Source organism: Micromonospora parva (genome assembly GCF_040649675.1).
Lineage (GTDB): Bacteria > Actinomycetota > Actinomycetes > Mycobacteriales > Micromonosporaceae > Micromonospora > Micromonospora parva.
The window spans coordinates 438,590-453,763 of record NZ_JBEZFX010000004.1 but is presented as its reverse complement, the minus strand read 5'-3'; the positions used below and the strand labels follow the sequence as shown (position 1 = coordinate 453,763).

The following is a 15,174-nucleotide window of genomic DNA, read 5'->3' as shown; positions in this document are numbered from 1 at the left end:
GTAGAATTGACGGCACTATGAGAGCCGACGCAGCCCGTAACCTCGACACGGTCCTCCACGTGGGTGCTCGGCTGCTCGCGCAGGATCCGGCCACCAGCATCGCCACGATCGCTGCCACGGCCGGCGTCGACCGGCGCACCGTCTACCGCCGATTCGCCACCCGGGAGGCCCTGCTCGCCGGGGTCTACCAGGCCAAGCTCGACGCCTCCGAGCGCGCGCTCGACGACGCCCGGCTGACGGAGGCACCGGTCGCGGTGGCCCTGCACCGCTATGTGGAGGGCATCATCCCGGTCATCCGGCGGTGGTCGATCCAGGTCCTCAAGCCAATGATGAACATGGACGTCGAGGCCGCGGCCCGGAGCAAGCAACTCGGCGAGCGGCTCGACCGGTTCATCCAGCGCGCCACCGACGAGGGGCTACTCCGCGCCGACCTGCCACCGGGCTGGGTCAGGACGCTGCTGGACCAACTTGTGAACGCCACCGCGGAAAACTTTCCCGACCTGGCCGCCGCACCCGCCGCCGACCTGGTCGTCGACGCGCTGTTGCGCGGCGTCGGGCGAAGCTGACGGGCAGGCACTGAGCGTCTGCACGGATGGGTCGCTGGGGTCCGTCCCCGCACGGCGTGGGCTCGCTCACCTCGTCGTTCAGCCGCCCAATGAGCCTTTCCGCGTAACGGTCCCGGCGGTGGGTGATCAGGTCCTGCGGGGGACCTTACTTACCAGGGCCTGAGGGCTCGGGGTTCTCGGCGAAGACCTGGGCGGCGACCTGGTAGCCGTCGAACGCGCGTGCTACGCCAGCGTAGGCCGCGACCTGAAGAAAGACTTCGGCGATCTCTTCCTTGGTGGCGCCGGCGTTGAGCGCGATGCGCAGCTGACCACGGAGGGGCTCCAGGACACCGAGCGTCGCCGCGATGGTGACGGACACCAGTGCCCGCGTCCGTGTATCCAGGTGCTCGGTGCGCGGCCAGACGTCGCCGAAGGCGTGCATCGTCGCGATCCGTTTGAAGTCTGCGCCGTTGGCTGGCTCACCAGGGGTGGCGCCAAGAAAGCGCTCCAAGCGGAAGCCCAGCAGACGCTCAGCCGTGTCCAGCGCGGCGGCGTACCCCGGGTCTGTCGCCGCAGATGCCGGATGATTCGTCGTCATGGTGCTCACTCTTCCATGCACAAGGACGAAGTAGACGATATCTGGCATTTCGAAACGTGACTGAAGGGCCGTACGCGGCATGCCGCCCGAGTAACCGTCGCGCCGAGCCCCACCGGAGCCTTGTCGCAATTCGGACAAGACGGTAAAGCCCCTGGTAGAGCACTCTTGGGGCAGGTGGAGGTAGACGGGTGGCGGGCCACATCCCGATCCTCCGGCCCGGTTCGGACAAGATCGTCCGTACCGGTGCCGCCCTCACCCAGCCCGGCCTCGAAGCCGCGACGGTCACGGCACAGCTGCCGCTCCGATCGCGCGTACGACAGGCCGAGGCTGCCACCGACACCCTGCGGGCGCCCGCAGCGGTGCCTCCGCCCACCGGGACAGGGACGTCAGCACCGTCGGCTGTCAGGCAACGCCGTCCGCCGGCCGTGCCGCCGCCCCCGTGCCCCGCCGGCCTTTCGCACCGTGGACCCCGCCGGGGTCCGGCGTCGCTCGACCGCGCGCCGAGCCCTGGCGACCGAGCCAGAAAGGGCCCGACATGGCCGCTCCCACCGCGACCGCAGCCTTGAACGCATCCGTCTTCGCGCCGGGTGACCAGATGCTGCTGACCGTGACCTACTCGGACGCCGACACCAAGCCGCTGACCGTCACCATCGTGGTCACCGACGCGCAGGGCAACAGCAGCGCGCCGGTCAAGGTCACGGCGGTCATCGACCCACTCACCGTGACCGTCTCCGACAACTCCGGGCGTACCTGGACCCGGGTTTCCGACAACGGCTCCGTGGCCGTGTATCGGTCGGTGGCGTGATGCCCCGGGTCACCGTCCAGGTCCGTGACGCCGCCGGCAACACCGCGACGGCCGCCGCCGACTACAGCCTGGGACAACCGGTGCTCGGCGGCTACTACCTCTCCGGGGGCGCCGATCCGACCGCCGACATGGCCGGCGGCAACTTCCGGTCACTCACCCAGTACCGCAGCCTCGCGGACGGCTACATCTTCCCCGGCTACAACCGGCCCTGGCTGGTCAACCTGGGCAAGGCCGGTGTGCAGATGAACATGGTCCTGGAGTTGAAACACTACGGCGCCTCGAACTACGGAACGCAGAGCTTCTCGGTGGACGGCACCAGCTACACCGTGCCGGCACCGACGATGACCATCCAGCAGCGACCCGGCACGACCTGGCCGAGGGCGTACGGGTACGGGCAGGTGATCAAGGGGCAGTGCGACGGGTTGCTGGCCCGCGCGCTGTCGCAGTACCGCACGCTCGGCTTCGGGGTGAACATCCAGCTCGCCTCGGAACTGGACACCGACCACGAGTTCGGCACCACCGAGGACGGCAAGGCGTACAGCTGGGCCGAGTCGGACGCGCGGGCGGTGCAGGCGATGAACTACATCCTCACGTGGTTCAAGGCGCGGACGCTGCCGGCCGGCACGACCTTCTCGGTGGGGCTCGGCGGTTTCGACAGGGCCTGCTTCCAGCGCACCCACCCGGAGTCGCTGATGTCCCGCCTCGACTATCTCCAGTGGAACGCGTACGCCACCAACGCCAGCCACACCGCGCTGGCCCGGTTCCGTCGCACCAAGGACTGGGCGGTGGCCGATCTCGGCCCGGTGGCGCTGTCCCGACCGGTGATCATCGCCGAGTGGGGGGTGCGGGTGGCCGAGATCCCGAACCAGGCCGCCTGGATCGCCACCGTGCCGGCGGCGATCGCCCAGCTCAACGCCGAGCGTGGACCACGGATCGTGCGGACCAACTACTTCAACTCCGGTTGGGGCACCCTGACGCCGAAGGCGCCCGGGTTGACGGCGCTCCGCGAGGCGTACGCCAAACGGCCGTACGTCTGAGCTGACGCCGGCGGTCCGGTCGGCATAGCGCCGGCCGGGCCGACCGGGGAACCCTATGCTCGGATCATGGAACTTCGGATCTTCACCGAGCCCCAGCAGGGCGCCACCTACGACCAGTTGCTCGCCGTCGCCCGGTGCGCCGAGGACGCTGGCTACGGCGCGTTCTTCCGCTCCGACCACTACCTGATGATGGGTGACGTGAGCGGCGAACCCGGCCCCACCGACGCGTGGACCACGCTCGCCGGCCTGGCCCGGGAGACCAGCCGCATCCGGCTCGGCACGTTGATGACCGCCGCCACCTTCCGGCTGCCCGGCCCGCTGGCGATCACCGTCGCGCAGGTCGACCAGATGAGCGGCGGCCGGGTGGAGCTGGGCATCGGCACCGGCTGGTACGCCGAGGAACACAGCGCGTACGGCATGCCGTTCCCGCCGCTCGCCGAGCGGTTCGACCGGCTGGAGGAGCAGCTCGCCGTCATCACCGGGCTCTGGTCCACCCCGGCGGGGGAGCGGTTCGACCATGACGGCCGGTACTACCCGGTCCGCGACTCGCCCGCCCTGCCCAAGCCGGTGCAGCAGCCGCGCCCACCGATCCTGCTCGGCGGGACGGGTCCGAAGCGCACCCCTCGGCTGGCCGCCCGCTACGCCGACGAGTTCAACCTGCCGTTCGCCTCGGTGCCGGACACGGCGGCGCAGTTCGACCGGGTCCGCGCGGCCTGCGCCGAGATCGGCCGGGACCCGGCCGACATGGTCTGGTCCAACGCGCTGGTGCTCTGCTGTGGGCGCGACGACGCCGAGGTGGCCCGCCGCGCCGCGGCCATCGGCCGCGAACCGGACGAGCTGCGGGCCAACGGTCTGGCCGGGACTCCCGCCGAGGTGCTCGACACCATCGGCCGGTACGCGGAGATCGGCAGTGAGCGGCTCTACCTTCAGGTGTTGGACCTCAGCGACCTGGAGCACCTGGAGCTGGTCGCCAGCGAGGTGATGGCGAAGCTCTGAGCCGGGCGGATGGTGGGGAGCGACGCCGCCGGTCAGGCCCGGTGGGCGCCGCTCCCGACCGCGTCCGGGTCGCCCAGCACGGTGTCCAGCCGCCCGTCACGATCACTGTCGACGTAGGTGATGTCCGGGACACCGTCACCGTCCACGTCGATCTGGACGACGTCGGCCACGCCGTCACCGTCGAGGTCGGTGACCACCTCCACCGAGCCGTCCAGGTGACGGGTCACGATCGTCTGGGCGCCGGGGGCGCGCGGTGGCGGACCGGGCGTCGGCACCGGTGTCGGGGCGGGCGCGGGCGCCGGCGTGGGCCGGGGACCGGGTGTGGGGGACGGGTGACTCGGCAACCCGTCGGCCGGCGGTGCGCTGGCCTGCTCGACCCCGGTACCGGTCGGGTCAAGCTCCTCCTCGGAGGGGTAGACGTCACCTCGGGCGGCCGGATCACGGTAGCTGCTCATGGGCGTAGGGTTCCCCGACGATGACGAGAACAACCGTGCCCGATCGTCCGGTGTCCCCGGTGCCCGGTTTGGCGGAAGATGCGGGGACCGACGCCACGGTCATGAACGGGGGTCCGAGCGTGGAACTGCGCCGGAGTCGGGGCGCCCGGGTGCTCGCCCTGGTCTGCGTACTCGGCGGGGTGCTCTTGTTGGTCTATCCCAGCGACGGCGCCCTGCTACGGACGATCATCGCGGTGGGGGCGATCGCGCTCGGCGCGGTGGCGCTGGTCAGCGCGTTGCGCCCGTTCCGTTTCGGGATCCACGCGGACGGGCTCACCATCCGACGGCCCGGCCTGCGCCGGGACATCCGGTGGGCCGACGTCGGCGTGCTGGTCCTCGACGAGCCGCCCCGACGCGACGGTCGTCCCGAACCGCCGCGACTGCTGCTGGTTCCCGCGCCGGGAGTGCCGCTTGAGCCGGTGACCGCCCGTCACCCGATCGACGGCCGACCCGCCATCGAACTGCTCGTTCTCGACCAGGTCCGGGAGCAGCCCGACCAGGTGTCCGCCGCGCTCACCCGCTATGCCGGAGGTCGTTTCGTCGACCTGCTCGCGCTGCGACGCGCCGCCTTCGACACCCCGGATCTCCCGGTCGGCCTGCGCGGGTACCACATGGACCGGGTCGACCGGTTGATCCGACGCGGCCAGGACGCCCTGATGTCCGGGGACGCGGCGACCCGGCAGGCGGCCCGGGGTGAGATCGAACGCGCCAGCGCGGCCGGCCTGCCGATCGCCCAGCGTGGCTACCACACGCTCCAGACGGATACCGTTCTGGACGCCCTCGTCGCCGCGTTGGCCGACCAGCAGAGCACCGATCGGGAGACCGCCACATGACCGCGCAGGCACCGCACGCCGCGTCGAGCACCGACGTTCCGCGCCGCAACTGGGCCGGCAACGTACGGTACGCCGCGAAGGCGTTCCACCGGCCCACCTCCGTCGACGACCTGCGCCGGCTCGTCGCCGGCAGCAGCCGGATCCGGGCGGTGGGCAGCGGGCACTCCTTCAACAGCCTCGGCGACACCGACGGCGACCTCGTCAGCCTCGCCGGGCTGCCCCCGGTCGTCGAGGTGGACCACGAGCGCGGGCAGGTCACCGTGAGCGCCGCGATGCGCTACGGCGACCTCGCCCGACAGCTGCACACCCAGGGGTACGCGCTGGCGAACCTCGCCTCGCTGCCGCACATCTCGGTGGCCGGCGCGGTGGCCACCGCCACCCACGGGTCCGGTCAGAGCCATGGCAACCTGGCCAGCGCCGTCGCCGGTCTGGAGCTGGTCACCGCCGACGGCGACCTGCTGCGGGTCGACCGCGACACCGACAGGTTCGCCGGCATGGTGGTCGGGCTCGGCGCGCTCGGTCTGGTCACCCGGGTCACGCTGGACGTGGTGCCAACCTTCGCGCTGCGCCAGTACGTACGCCTCGACCTCGACCGAGCGGCGCTCGACGAGGCGCTCGGCTCGGCGTACAGCGTGAGTGTCTTCACCGACTTCCGGACGCCCCGACTGCGCGAGGTGTGGCGCAAACAGTTGGCGGACCAGCCGCCACCCCCGGCGGACTGGCTCGGCACCACAGCGGCCGACCAGCCCCGGCACCCGGTGCTCGGGATGCCGCCGGAGAACTGCACCCCGCAGCTCGGCGAGGCGGGCCCGTGGCACGAGCGGCTGCCGCACTTCAAGCTCGGCTTCACCCCCAGCAGCGGCGACGAACTGCAGTCCGAGTACCACGTCGCACGGGCGGTGGCGGCTGACGCGCTCGCCGCGCTGGACGACGTGGCGGAGCTGATCGCCCCGGTGCTGCTGGTATCCGAGCTGCGCACCGTGGCGGCCGACGAGCTGTGGCTCAGCCCGAACTACCGGCGGGACAGCTTCGTGCTGCACTTCACCTGGGTCGACGACACCAGGGCGGTGCTGCCGGTGGTGGCCGCCGTGGAGGAGCGCCTGGCGCCCTTCGCGCCCCGCCCGCACTGGGGCAAGGTCTTCGTCACCGATCCGGCCGAGCTGGCCGCCCGCTACCCACGCCACCCCGATTTCGCCACCCTCCTGACCGACCTGGACCCCAAGGCCAAGTTCCACACCGAGGCCCTGGCCCACTACTTCCCCCGCTGACCTCGGTTGATCATGGGGTTAGCGATACCGATGTCGGCGTGTCGTGCCCGCTAACCTCATGATCACCGAGAGCTGGCGAGGGTGCTGCGTTGGACGGCTCGGCTGATGTCGCTGGGGGAGATGATGCCGGTCAGGCGGCCGTCTTCGGTTATCACCAGGGCTCGGCCGTCGGCGCACTCGGTGAGGCGGGGGAGCAGGTCGTTGAGCTGTTCACCGGGCTTCGCCAGCACCAACTGGTCGGCGCGGCAGGCCACCTCGGCCAGCGTGGTCGACGCCCGCCGCTCCGGCGGTACGCCCCGCACCCGGTCGACGGTGACCAGGCCGGTCGGCCGGCCGTCCTCGGTCAGCGGCAGCGCCGAATGCCGGTACGCGAACAGGTAGTGGTCGACGAAGTCCGCGACAGTCATCTCCGCCGAGGCGGTCTGCGGCTGCGGGGTCATCACATCGCCCACCCGGATCCCGCGCAGCGCGGTGCCGGTGCGGGCCTGCCGTTCCTCCATCCCGGCCGCGCCGATCAGGAACCAGCCGATCAGCGCCAGCCACAGCCCGCCGAACCCGACCCCGGACAGGAACTGCCACAGCCCCAGGCCGATCAGCAGCACCCCCAGCACCCAGCCGGCCCGGGCGGCGACCACCGACGCCCGGGTTCGGTCACCGGTGGCCTTCCAGACCGCCGCGCGCAGCAACCGTCCACCGTCCAGTGGCGCGGCCGGCAGCACGTTGAAGATGGCCAGCAGCACGTTGATTCCCGCCAGCCAGGCCACCGCCCCGAACAGCAGCCCGGTCTGCCCGGCCAGTGCGAGCACCGCCGCGATGGCACCGAAGAACGCCCCGATCAGCAGACTGACCAGCGGGCCGACGCCCGCGATCCGTAACTCCGCGCCCGGGTCACGCGGTTCGCCCCGCAACTCGGCGACGCCGCCGAACAGCCACAGCGTGATGCCGTCGACAGTCAGCCCGTTGCGCTTGGCCACCACCGCGTGCGACACCTCGTGGGCGAGCAGGCCGACGAAGAAGACCACCGCCGCGGCCAGCCCGGCCAGCGTGTACGCCACCGGCGAGTGATCGGGGTACGAGCGGGGGAACTGGTTCGCTGCCAACCCCCACGCGATCAGCGCGAAGATGACCAGCACGCTCCAGTTGACGCCGACCGGCACTCCCGCGACCCGGCCAAGCCGGAAACTGGCCCTCATCCGAGCGGGGTACCCCGCCAGGCCGTGGGCATGCGAGGGCACTTCGCCTGATCGGTCAGCGGCGGGGGGCTTCGCTGGCGATGGTGGCCTCCCGGGGCAGGGCCGCCGCCCGCAGCGCCCAGTCGAGCGCGTAGTCGGCGATCTTCTCCCAGCCGTCCTGCCCGACGGTGAAGTGCGAGCGGCCGGCGAACTGCTCGTACGCGGTGAGCGCCCGCGACTTCTGGTAGAGCCCCGCGTTGGCGCGGACCACCGACGCCGGCACCACGTGGTCGACCTCGCCGGCCATCAGCAGCAGCGGCGCCCGGTCGTTACGCCCGACGTCGACCCGGGCTGGCGAGCGCGGGTCGAGGTTGGCGAACGCGCCCTCGAAGTAGACCCGCCCGGCACCGGGGACGGCGTAGCGTTGCCAGGCCCGGTCGGAGTCCTCCCGGCTCATGGCGTTGCCGAAGGTGTAGGCGAAGTCGTCCGGGGTGAACGGGACGGCCTTGTTCCGGTTGGCGGGGCTGCGCAGGATCGGGAAGCCCGAGCGCAGCTGACTCAGCGGCACCTTGAGCACGCCCTTCACCTGCGCGGGGTGCACTCCGACCGCCGCGGCGCCGAGGCCCCGGTCGACGAGGATCTGGGTGAACAGGCCGCCGAACGAGTGCCCCATGATGATCGGTGGTCGCGGCAGCGCCCGGATGATCTTGTCGTAGTGCGCGACGATCGTGGCGATGCTCTGCTCGGCGATCGGGCTGGGATCGTCCCGCAACTGCTCCACCGACCGGTCCATGCCGGGCCAGGCGGGGGCGATGACCTGCATGCCACGCTCGGTGTACCGCTGCGCCCACCCCTCCCAGCTGCGCGGCGTCATCCAGAGCCCGTGGATCAGCACGACCGTGTCGACCTGGCCCTGCGGCGTGGCACCCATCTCGTCCCCCCGGTGTCGCGGCATCCGGGGCAGCGGTTACCCGCTGCCGTGCCGGGAATTCCTCCGCCGGTTGCTCGCCTCGGCGGGTCGCGTTCGGGAGGCGGACGTGGCAGTGAGCGTGATGACACAGGGGCATCGTGATGACTCAGGGGCATCACGCTCGTCGCGGTGTTTGCTCGCACGGAGGTCACTCTCCGTGGCGTCCGGCCCCTGACAAATGTCACGGCCGGGAGGTGACGACCGCTCCGGGCACCGGGGTACGCCCCGCCGGAGTATCAGTGCCATGACCAGTACGCATCCGGCTGTCGAGTTGGACGGCCTCAGCAAGAGCTTCGGCGCGGTCACCGCTGTCGACGGGTTGAGCCTGCGGGTGCAGCCCGGCGAGGTGGTGGCGTTCCTCGGCCCGAACGGGGCGGGCAAGACCACCACCATCGACATGCTGCTCGGGCTGTCCCGCCCGGACGCCGGCACCGTCCGCGTCCTCGGCGGCACCCCGGACGACGCGGTGGCCCGGGGGCGGGTCGCCGCCGTCCTGCAGACCGGCGGGCTGCTCAAGGACCTCACGGTGGGCGAGACGGTGCGGATGACCGCCCACTTCTACCGGCACACCCGCCCGGCGGTGGAGGTGTTGGAGCGGGCCGGTATCACCGACATCGCCGACCGGGTGGTCGGGCGCTGCTCGGGTGGTCAGCAGCAGCGACTGCGCTTCGCGTTGGCCCTGCTGCCCGACCCGGACCTGATGGTGCTCGACGAGCCGACCACCGGCATGGACGTCGAGGGTCGGCGCGACTTCTGGCAGGCCCTGCGCCGCGACGCCCGACGTGGACGGACCGTCATCTTCGCCACCCATTACCTGGACGAGGCGGACGCGTACGCCGACCGGATCGTGCTGGTCCGGCAGGGGCGCATCGTCGCCGACGGCACCACCGCCGAGATCAAGAACCTGGCCGCCGGTCGTACCGTGCGGGCCACCCTGCCCGGCGCGGACCAGGCCGCGCTCGCCGCACTGCCCGGCGTGGACGCCGTGGAGGTGCGCGGCGACAGTGTGCTGGTGCGGACCGGCGACTCGGACGCGGTCGCCCGGCACCTGCTGACCCGGACCGCCGCCCGGGACGTCGAGATCACCTCCCGCAACCTCGAGGACGCCTTCCTCGCCCTGACCACCACGCAGACCGGAGCCTGAGATGACCACCTCCACCTCCACGCGCGCCGCTGTCACGACGCCGGACCGTCGGCTGCCCGCACTGGGCGGGTTCGCCCCGGGTGCCCTGGGTATCGAGCTGCGCCGGGTGCTGCGCAACCGCCGCACCCTCGCCTTCACGCTGATCATGCCGGGCGTCTTCTTCCTCATCTTCGGTCTGCCGCAGGGCGGGCAGTCACTGGACAACGGCCGCCCGGTGACGGCGTACGTCATGATCAGCCTGGCCGTGTACGCGGCCATGGTGGCGACCACCAGCGTCGGTGGTGCGGTGGCCACCGAACGGGCGCTGGGCTGGAGCCGACAGTTGCGGCTCACCCCGCTGCGCCCGGCGGCGTACGTGGCGACCAAGCTGATCACCGCGATGAGCCTGGGCCTGCTCGCGGTCGTCATCGAGTTCCTGGTGGGCGCCGTGGCCGGCGTTCGCGTCCCGGCGTACGTCTGGCTGCTGTCCGGGCTCGCCGCCTGGGTCGGCTCGCTGGTCTTCGCCGCGTTCGGTCTGTTCATCGGGTACCTGGCGCCGGCCGAGAACGTCATGCAGATCATCGGTCCGGTGCTGGCGGTGCTGGCCATGTTCGGCGGGCTGTTCGTCCCGGTCGAGGTGCTGCCGGACGTGCTCCAGCAGGTCGCGACGTTCACCCCGGTGTACGGCATGGGTGTGCTGGCTCGCGCCCCCCTCACCGGCGACGGGGTGAGCATGGCGGCGGTGGTCAACCTCGTCGTCTGGGCACTGGTCTTCGGCGTCGGCGCGGCCCGGCTGTTCCGCCGGGACACCGCGCGGGTCTGACCGGCCGGGCCGATAGCGTGATCCCGATGGACCTCTCGACGGGGCAGCCCTGGCCGGTGAGCCGCCACTGGCGGTACACCGGCTGGCTGCTGGCCGCCGTCTGGTTGTTCTTCCTCAACGTGCCGCTCGCCACCGCGCTGCACCAACCGGAGCCGTGGCGGCGGATCCTCGGTGTGTCGACCCTGGTCGTCTTCAGCGTCGGTTACGTGCTGCTGTTCCAGTGGGCCCGCAAGCTGCGCCAGTCCCTGCGGCCGATCCCGGCGGGCCGGGCGCGGGCCGGGCTGGCGTTGCTGCTCGCTGTGGGCCTGGCCAGCCTCCCGGGCACCGGCGGGGACTGGCTGGCCACACTGGTCTACGTGGCCGCGGCGGCGGTCTTCCTGCTGCCGCAGTGGGAGGCGTTGGCCGTCGTGGCGCTCTGCGCGGTGACCCCCGTGCTGGCGTCGTGGCTGGTGCCGGGGTGGGAGGCGGAGCACGGCATCGTCTTCGCGGTGCTGCTCGCCTCGTTCGCCATGTTCGGGGTGTCCCAGTTGGCCCAGCGCAACAGCGAACTGCGGGCCGCCCAGCAGGAGATCGGTCGGCTCGCGGTCGCCGAGGAGCGGGCCCGCACCGCCCGCGACCTGCACGACATCCTCGGGCACTCGCTGACCGTGGTGGCGATCAAGGCCGAGTTGGCCGGGCGGCTGCTCGATGTCGACCGGGAGCGGGCCGCCGCCGAGATCGCCGAGGTGGAGGCGTTGGCTCGGGCCGCGTTGGCCGACGTACGGCAGACGGTCGGGGCGTACCGCGAGGTCAGCCTCGCCGCCGAGGTGGCCGGCGCCCGCTCGGCGCTGGCCGCGGCGGGCATCGCGGCGGACGTGCCGACCGAGGTGCCGGACCTGCCGCGGGAGTGGGACCGGTTGTTCGGCTGGGCGGTACGGGAAGGGGTGACCAACGTGGTCCGGCACAGTGGGGCGCGGTGCTGCGTGATCCGGGTGCACCCGGATCGGGTCGAGATCAGTGACGACGGCCGTGGTCCGTCCACTCCCGACGCGAGCGGGCACGGGCTGGTCGGCCTGCGGGAGCGGGCGCGGCGGCTGGACGCGGTGGTGACCGTCGGTCGCCGGCCGACGGGCGACGGCTTTCTGCTGCGTGTGCACAGCCAGGAGGCGGCCCGGTGAGCGGCGGTCCCACGCCGATCCGGCTGTTGCTCGCCGACGACCAGGCGCTGGTCCGGGGTGCGCTGGCCGCCCTGCTCTCGCTGGAGGAGGACCTGACAGTGGTCGCCGAGGTCGGTCGGGGCGACCAGGTGGTGCCCGAGGCGCGACGCAGCGCCCCGGACGTCGCCCTGCTGGACGTGGAGATGCCCGGCCTGGACGGGATCGCCGCCACCTCGGCGTTGCGGGTGGCGCTGCCGACCTGCCGGGTGCTGGTGGTGACCACCTTCGGTCGACCCGGCTACCTGCGTCGGGCGATGGAGGCCGGTGCGAGCGGGTTCGTGGTCAAGGACACCCCGGCCCGGCAGCTCGCCGACGCGGTCCGTCGGGTGCACGCGGGCCTGCGGGTGGTCGACCCGACGCTGGCCGCGGAGACCCTGGCCACCGGCGCGAGCCCACTGACCGAGCGGGAGACCGAGGTGCTGCGGACCGCTCGGGGCGGCGGCACCGTCGCCGACCTGGCCCGGGCTCTGCACCTGTCCGAGGGGACGGTCCGCAACCACCTGTCGGCGGCGATCGGCAAGACCGGTGCCCGCAACCGGGCCGACGCGATCCGGGTCGCCGAGCGGAACGGCTGGCTGCTCGGCGAGTGACCGGCTGTGCCGGCGCTCAGGCGGTCGGCGGCGGAGCGGCCAGTTGGTCGACCACCACCACGCTGCTGCCGGGGCGGACCTCGGCGAGCAGCTCCCGCTGCCCGGAGCGGGTCAGCCGGATGCAGCCGTTCGTGGTGTTCTCGCCCAGCTCGTCGTCGTTGTGCCAGGTGTGCACGCCGATGTGCGCGCCGCGCAGCCCGTCCGGCACCGACTCCGGATCGTCCGGCACCGAACCGAGGGCGTAGATGTCCACCCCGCCGTAGACCGACTCCGGCGGTGGGGTGCGGCCCAGGATGAAGGTCCGCCCGAGTGGAGTCTCCTGGCCGGACTGGCCGAGGCTGACCTCCCAGGAACGCACCGCCTTGCCGGCCCGGTACCAGGTGAGCCGGTGCGCCTTGCGTTCGACGACGATCTGGTCGCGCAGCGGCACCGTCTCGAACCCGCCGGGTGGCAGCCAGGCGAGCCGCCGGTTGGCCGAGGGCAGCAGGACGGCGGTCCAGCCGGCCCGCCGCTGGGCGATCGGCATGGTCAGCTCCACACCGCGGATCGTCGGTTCGAGGAACGCGCGCGGACGACCACCGGGCGCGTCGTACGCGGCGATCCGTCTGGTCGGGTGCGCGCCGTCGGTCAGCGGCGTGACGTCCATGGTGGCCGGATCGGCGGGGAACCCGCCGGGTGCGGGGTCGTAGTCGACCACCGGCAGCCCGTCCGGGGCGGGCGCGGCCGGGGGGACCGACTCGTCCGGGCTCTGCTCCACACTGCTCGGGGTCGGGTCGGCCACCACCACGTTGCTGTCGTCGGGGGCCGTCGAGCTGGGGGTGAGGGCCTGGCCGACCAGCAGCGCGGTCACCAGCAGCGCGGGTACGCCGATGGCGGCGGTCACCCAGACGCCGCGACGGCGGGACGGAGTCTTTCGGTCAAACGACACGAAATCACTCTATGGTGGCGATTGCGCCGGGGCCCCCGGTTCGGCGAAATCCGCCGCCCGGAGGCCCCGACCGAATCAGATTCGTGCGCCGATGTGGATGGCCACGGCGTCGTGCGCGGGCACGTTGGCCGCGAACCAGCCGTTACCGTCCACCGTGATCACTGGTCCGCTGCACGTGCCGCCCGCGTACGTGCCGTGGATGACGTCGCAGTACCGGCCGGCGGGCAACCCCGTGTAGTACGAGCGACCGTTCACCGCGGCGTCCTCGTCGTTGACGGTGATGAAGCCCTTGCCACTGCGGCTGAACGCGATGTGGTTGTTGCCGTTGTCGTACCAGTTGGCCACCCCGGCGCCCTCGGTGGCGTTGCGGAAGCCGACCATGTTGGCGATCACCGGCCAACGGTGCTCGCACTCCCAGCCGGAGTAGCAGGTGGTGTTGAGTGTCTTGTTGGCCCCGTCCGACGGCGGGCCGGCGTCGCGGCTGCTGAAGGTGTAGCTGGACATGACGGTGGGGGAGCCGTACGGCCAGGCCAGCATGAAGGCGTTCGCCAGGGCGTAGATCCCCCGGTCCTTGTAGGTCAACACTCCGCCGGAGTCGCGCTGGGTGTCGTGGTTGTCGACGAACACCGACGCCGGGCCGGTGGGCAGGTGCCCCCAGCCCTCGCCGAAGTTGCGCAGGTACGCCAACCGCTCGGACCGGAAAACCCGGGCCAGGTCCTTGCCGTAGCGGAACTCGTGCACGTCACCGTTGCCGGTGTACTCGGTCGGCTGGACCGGCTCGCCGGCACCGTAGATGACCTCCTGCACGATGTACGCGGAGCGGGACAGCTTGCCCCTGATCGCGGCGATGTCGGCGGCCGGCATGTGCTTGCTGGCGTCCATCCGGAAGCCGTCGACGCCGAGGGAGAGCAGGTCGTTGAGGTACGAGGCGATCTTCGTGCGGACGTAGTCCGACTCGGTCTTCAGGTCCGAGAGGTTGACCAGCTCGCAGTTCTGCACCTCGTACCGGTCGTTGTAGTTGGCGATGTCGTCGCCGCCGTTGCGCCCGCAGTGGTGGAAGTCCTGGGTCTGGTAGATGCCCGGGTAGTCGTAGTGCGAGTAGGACGAGCCGGCCCAGCCGATGCCGCCGTTGTCCTGACCGGACATGTGGTTGACCACCGCGTCGACGATCACCTTGACCCCGGCCGCGTGGCAGGTGTTCACCATCGACTGGAACTGGGCCCGGGTGCCCTTGCGGGACTCGATCCGGTAGCTGACCGGCTGGTACGCCAGCCACCACTGGTTGCCCCGCACGTGCTCCTGCGGGGGTGAGACCTGCACGTAGCCGTAGCCCTTCGGGCCGAGGGTGCTCTGGCACTCGTTGGCCACCGAGGGCCAGTTCCACTCGAAGAGCTGGACGATGACCTTCTTGCCGCCGGACGGGGCGGCGACGGCCGGGGGTGCCGTCACTGTGGTGGGGACGAGCAGGCTGGCGATCAGGCCGAGGGCGAGGAGCGCCGAGCCGCGTCGACGTCGGTGCATGGGGACTCCTGACGGGAGCGGGAGCGGGGGTGGTGGTGCGGTGGGGGAACGCCCGGTTGCCGGAATCTTGCAACCCGGACTGAAATTTGCTGAAAGGTTACAAGCGTGTTGCACGGAGTGTCAATGCATGCACGTTCGTCACTGTCCGATCTGGTGGGTGGGAGCGGGGTGCAACGCACGGCCGTGCCCCTCGGTTCGATCTCGGCCCAGAAATTTTTCGCGGCGGGTGATCCGCGCGCCCCGCCGGTCCGTACTGGATGGGGGAGCAGGGGTCG

General features: G+C 71.7%; 16 protein-coding genes. 10 read left to right on the top strand and 6 right to left on the bottom strand.

The window, feature by feature from the left end; all coding sequences use genetic code 11:
• Positions 1-17: 17 nt before the first annotated feature.
• Positions 18-566, top strand: a complete 549-nt coding sequence (locus tag AB0C03_RS13350) for a TetR/AcrR family transcriptional regulator (RefSeq protein ID WP_030330349.1) — start codon at positions 18-20, stop codon at positions 564-566.
• Positions 567-711: 145 nt separating this feature from the next.
• On the opposite strand, the gene AB0C03_RS13345 is transcribed toward AB0C03_RS13350, so the two are convergent.
• Positions 712-1,143 (bottom strand): carboxymuconolactone decarboxylase family protein, encoded by a 432-nt coding sequence (locus AB0C03_RS13345; protein WP_051708279.1) that lies wholly within the window; start codon positions 1,141-1,143, stop codon positions 712-714.
• A 535-nt stretch (positions 1,144-1,678) separates the two neighbouring features.
• On the opposite strand from AB0C03_RS13345, the gene AB0C03_RS13340 reads away from it, so the two are divergent.
• The 3 genes from AB0C03_RS13340 (at position 1,679) to AB0C03_RS13330 (ending at position 3,981) form a co-directional block, all read left to right on the top strand.
• Positions 1,679-1,948, top strand: a complete 270-nt coding sequence (locus AB0C03_RS13340) for a hypothetical protein (RefSeq protein WP_030330347.1) — start codon at positions 1,679-1,681, stop codon at positions 1,946-1,948.
• A complete protein-coding gene (locus AB0C03_RS13335) occupies positions 1,948-2,985 on the top strand; it encodes a hypothetical protein (RefSeq protein WP_030330346.1) in 1,038 nt (345 codons plus the stop codon). Before AB0C03_RS13340 ends, AB0C03_RS13335 begins: the two co-directional genes overlap by 1 nt.
• A gap of 66 nt (positions 2,986-3,051) precedes the next feature.
• A complete protein-coding gene (locus AB0C03_RS13330) occupies positions 3,052-3,981 on the top strand; it encodes an LLM class F420-dependent oxidoreductase (RefSeq protein ID WP_030330345.1) in 930 nt (309 codons plus the stop codon).
• Between the two features lie 32 nt (positions 3,982-4,013).
• Here the strand turns inward: AB0C03_RS13330 and AB0C03_RS13325 are convergent, their stop codons facing one another.
• Positions 4,014-4,436 (bottom strand): hypothetical protein, encoded by a 423-nt coding sequence (locus tag AB0C03_RS13325; RefSeq protein WP_030330344.1) that lies wholly within the window; start codon positions 4,434-4,436, stop codon positions 4,014-4,016.
• Between the two features lie 119 nt (positions 4,437-4,555).
• Here AB0C03_RS13325 and AB0C03_RS13320 point away from each other — a divergent pair, with 119 nt between their 5' ends.
• Together AB0C03_RS13320 and AB0C03_RS13315 are read left to right on the top strand one after the other, a co-directional pair.
• Positions 4,556-5,308 carry a hypothetical protein gene (locus AB0C03_RS13320; RefSeq protein ID WP_030330343.1) on the top strand — a complete coding sequence of 251 codons (753 nt, stop codon included), beginning with the start codon at positions 4,556-4,558 and terminating at the stop codon, positions 5,306-5,308.
• On the top strand, positions 5,305-6,576 hold the full coding sequence (locus AB0C03_RS13315) for an FAD-binding protein (RefSeq protein WP_030330342.1): 1,272 nt from the start codon (positions 5,305-5,307) through the stop codon (positions 6,574-6,576). The genes AB0C03_RS13320 and AB0C03_RS13315 overlap by 4 nt, the downstream gene beginning before the upstream one ends.
• A gap of 62 nt (positions 6,577-6,638) precedes the next feature.
• Here the strand turns inward: AB0C03_RS13315 and AB0C03_RS13310 are convergent, their stop codons facing one another.
• Together AB0C03_RS13310 and AB0C03_RS13305 are read right to left on the bottom strand one after the other, a co-directional pair.
• Positions 6,639-7,769, bottom strand: coding sequence for a site-2 protease family protein (locus tag AB0C03_RS13310; RefSeq protein WP_030330341.1), 1,131 nt, complete (start codon positions 7,767-7,769; stop codon positions 6,639-6,641).
• Positions 7,770-7,824: 55 nt separating this feature from the next.
• Entirely contained in the window at positions 7,825-8,679 is an 855-nt protein-coding gene (locus AB0C03_RS13305) for an alpha/beta hydrolase (protein ID WP_030330340.1), read from the bottom strand.
• Between the two features lie 283 nt (positions 8,680-8,962).
• Here AB0C03_RS13305 and AB0C03_RS13300 point away from each other — a divergent pair, with 283 nt between their 5' ends.
• From AB0C03_RS13300 to AB0C03_RS13285, 4 genes are read left to right on the top strand one after another with little or no spacing between them, the layout of a single operon-like run.
• Positions 8,963-9,862, top strand: coding sequence for an ABC transporter ATP-binding protein (locus tag AB0C03_RS13300; RefSeq protein ID WP_030330339.1), 900 nt, complete (start codon positions 8,963-8,965; stop codon positions 9,860-9,862).
• A 1-nt stretch (position 9,863) separates the two neighbouring features.
• Entirely contained in the window at positions 9,864-10,664 is an 801-nt protein-coding gene (locus AB0C03_RS13295; protein WP_030330338.1) for an ABC transporter permease, read from the top strand.
• A 26-nt stretch (positions 10,665-10,690) separates the two neighbouring features.
• Complete coding sequence (locus AB0C03_RS13290; protein WP_357636699.1) at positions 10,691-11,821, top strand: sensor histidine kinase; 1,131 nt, start codon at positions 10,691-10,693, stop codon at positions 11,819-11,821.
• Entirely contained in the window at positions 11,818-12,450 is a 633-nt protein-coding gene (locus tag AB0C03_RS13285; RefSeq protein ID WP_357636696.1) for a response regulator transcription factor, read from the top strand. Before AB0C03_RS13290 ends, AB0C03_RS13285 begins: the two co-directional genes overlap by 4 nt.
• A 16-nt stretch (positions 12,451-12,466) precedes the next feature.
• Here AB0C03_RS13285 and AB0C03_RS13280 read toward each other — a convergent pair whose 3' ends face one another.
• Together AB0C03_RS13280 and AB0C03_RS13275 are read right to left on the bottom strand one after the other, a co-directional pair.
• Positions 12,467-13,378 carry a L,D-transpeptidase gene (locus tag AB0C03_RS13280; protein WP_357636693.1) on the bottom strand — a complete coding sequence of 304 codons (912 nt, stop codon included), beginning with the start codon at positions 13,376-13,378 and terminating at the stop codon, positions 12,467-12,469.
• A 75-nt stretch (positions 13,379-13,453) separates the two neighbouring features.
• Positions 13,454-14,899 carry an alpha-amylase gene (locus AB0C03_RS13275; RefSeq protein ID WP_210860617.1) on the bottom strand — a complete coding sequence of 482 codons (1,446 nt, stop codon included), beginning with the start codon at positions 14,897-14,899 and terminating at the stop codon, positions 13,454-13,456.
• Between the last annotated feature and the right edge of the window lie 275 nt (positions 14,900-15,174).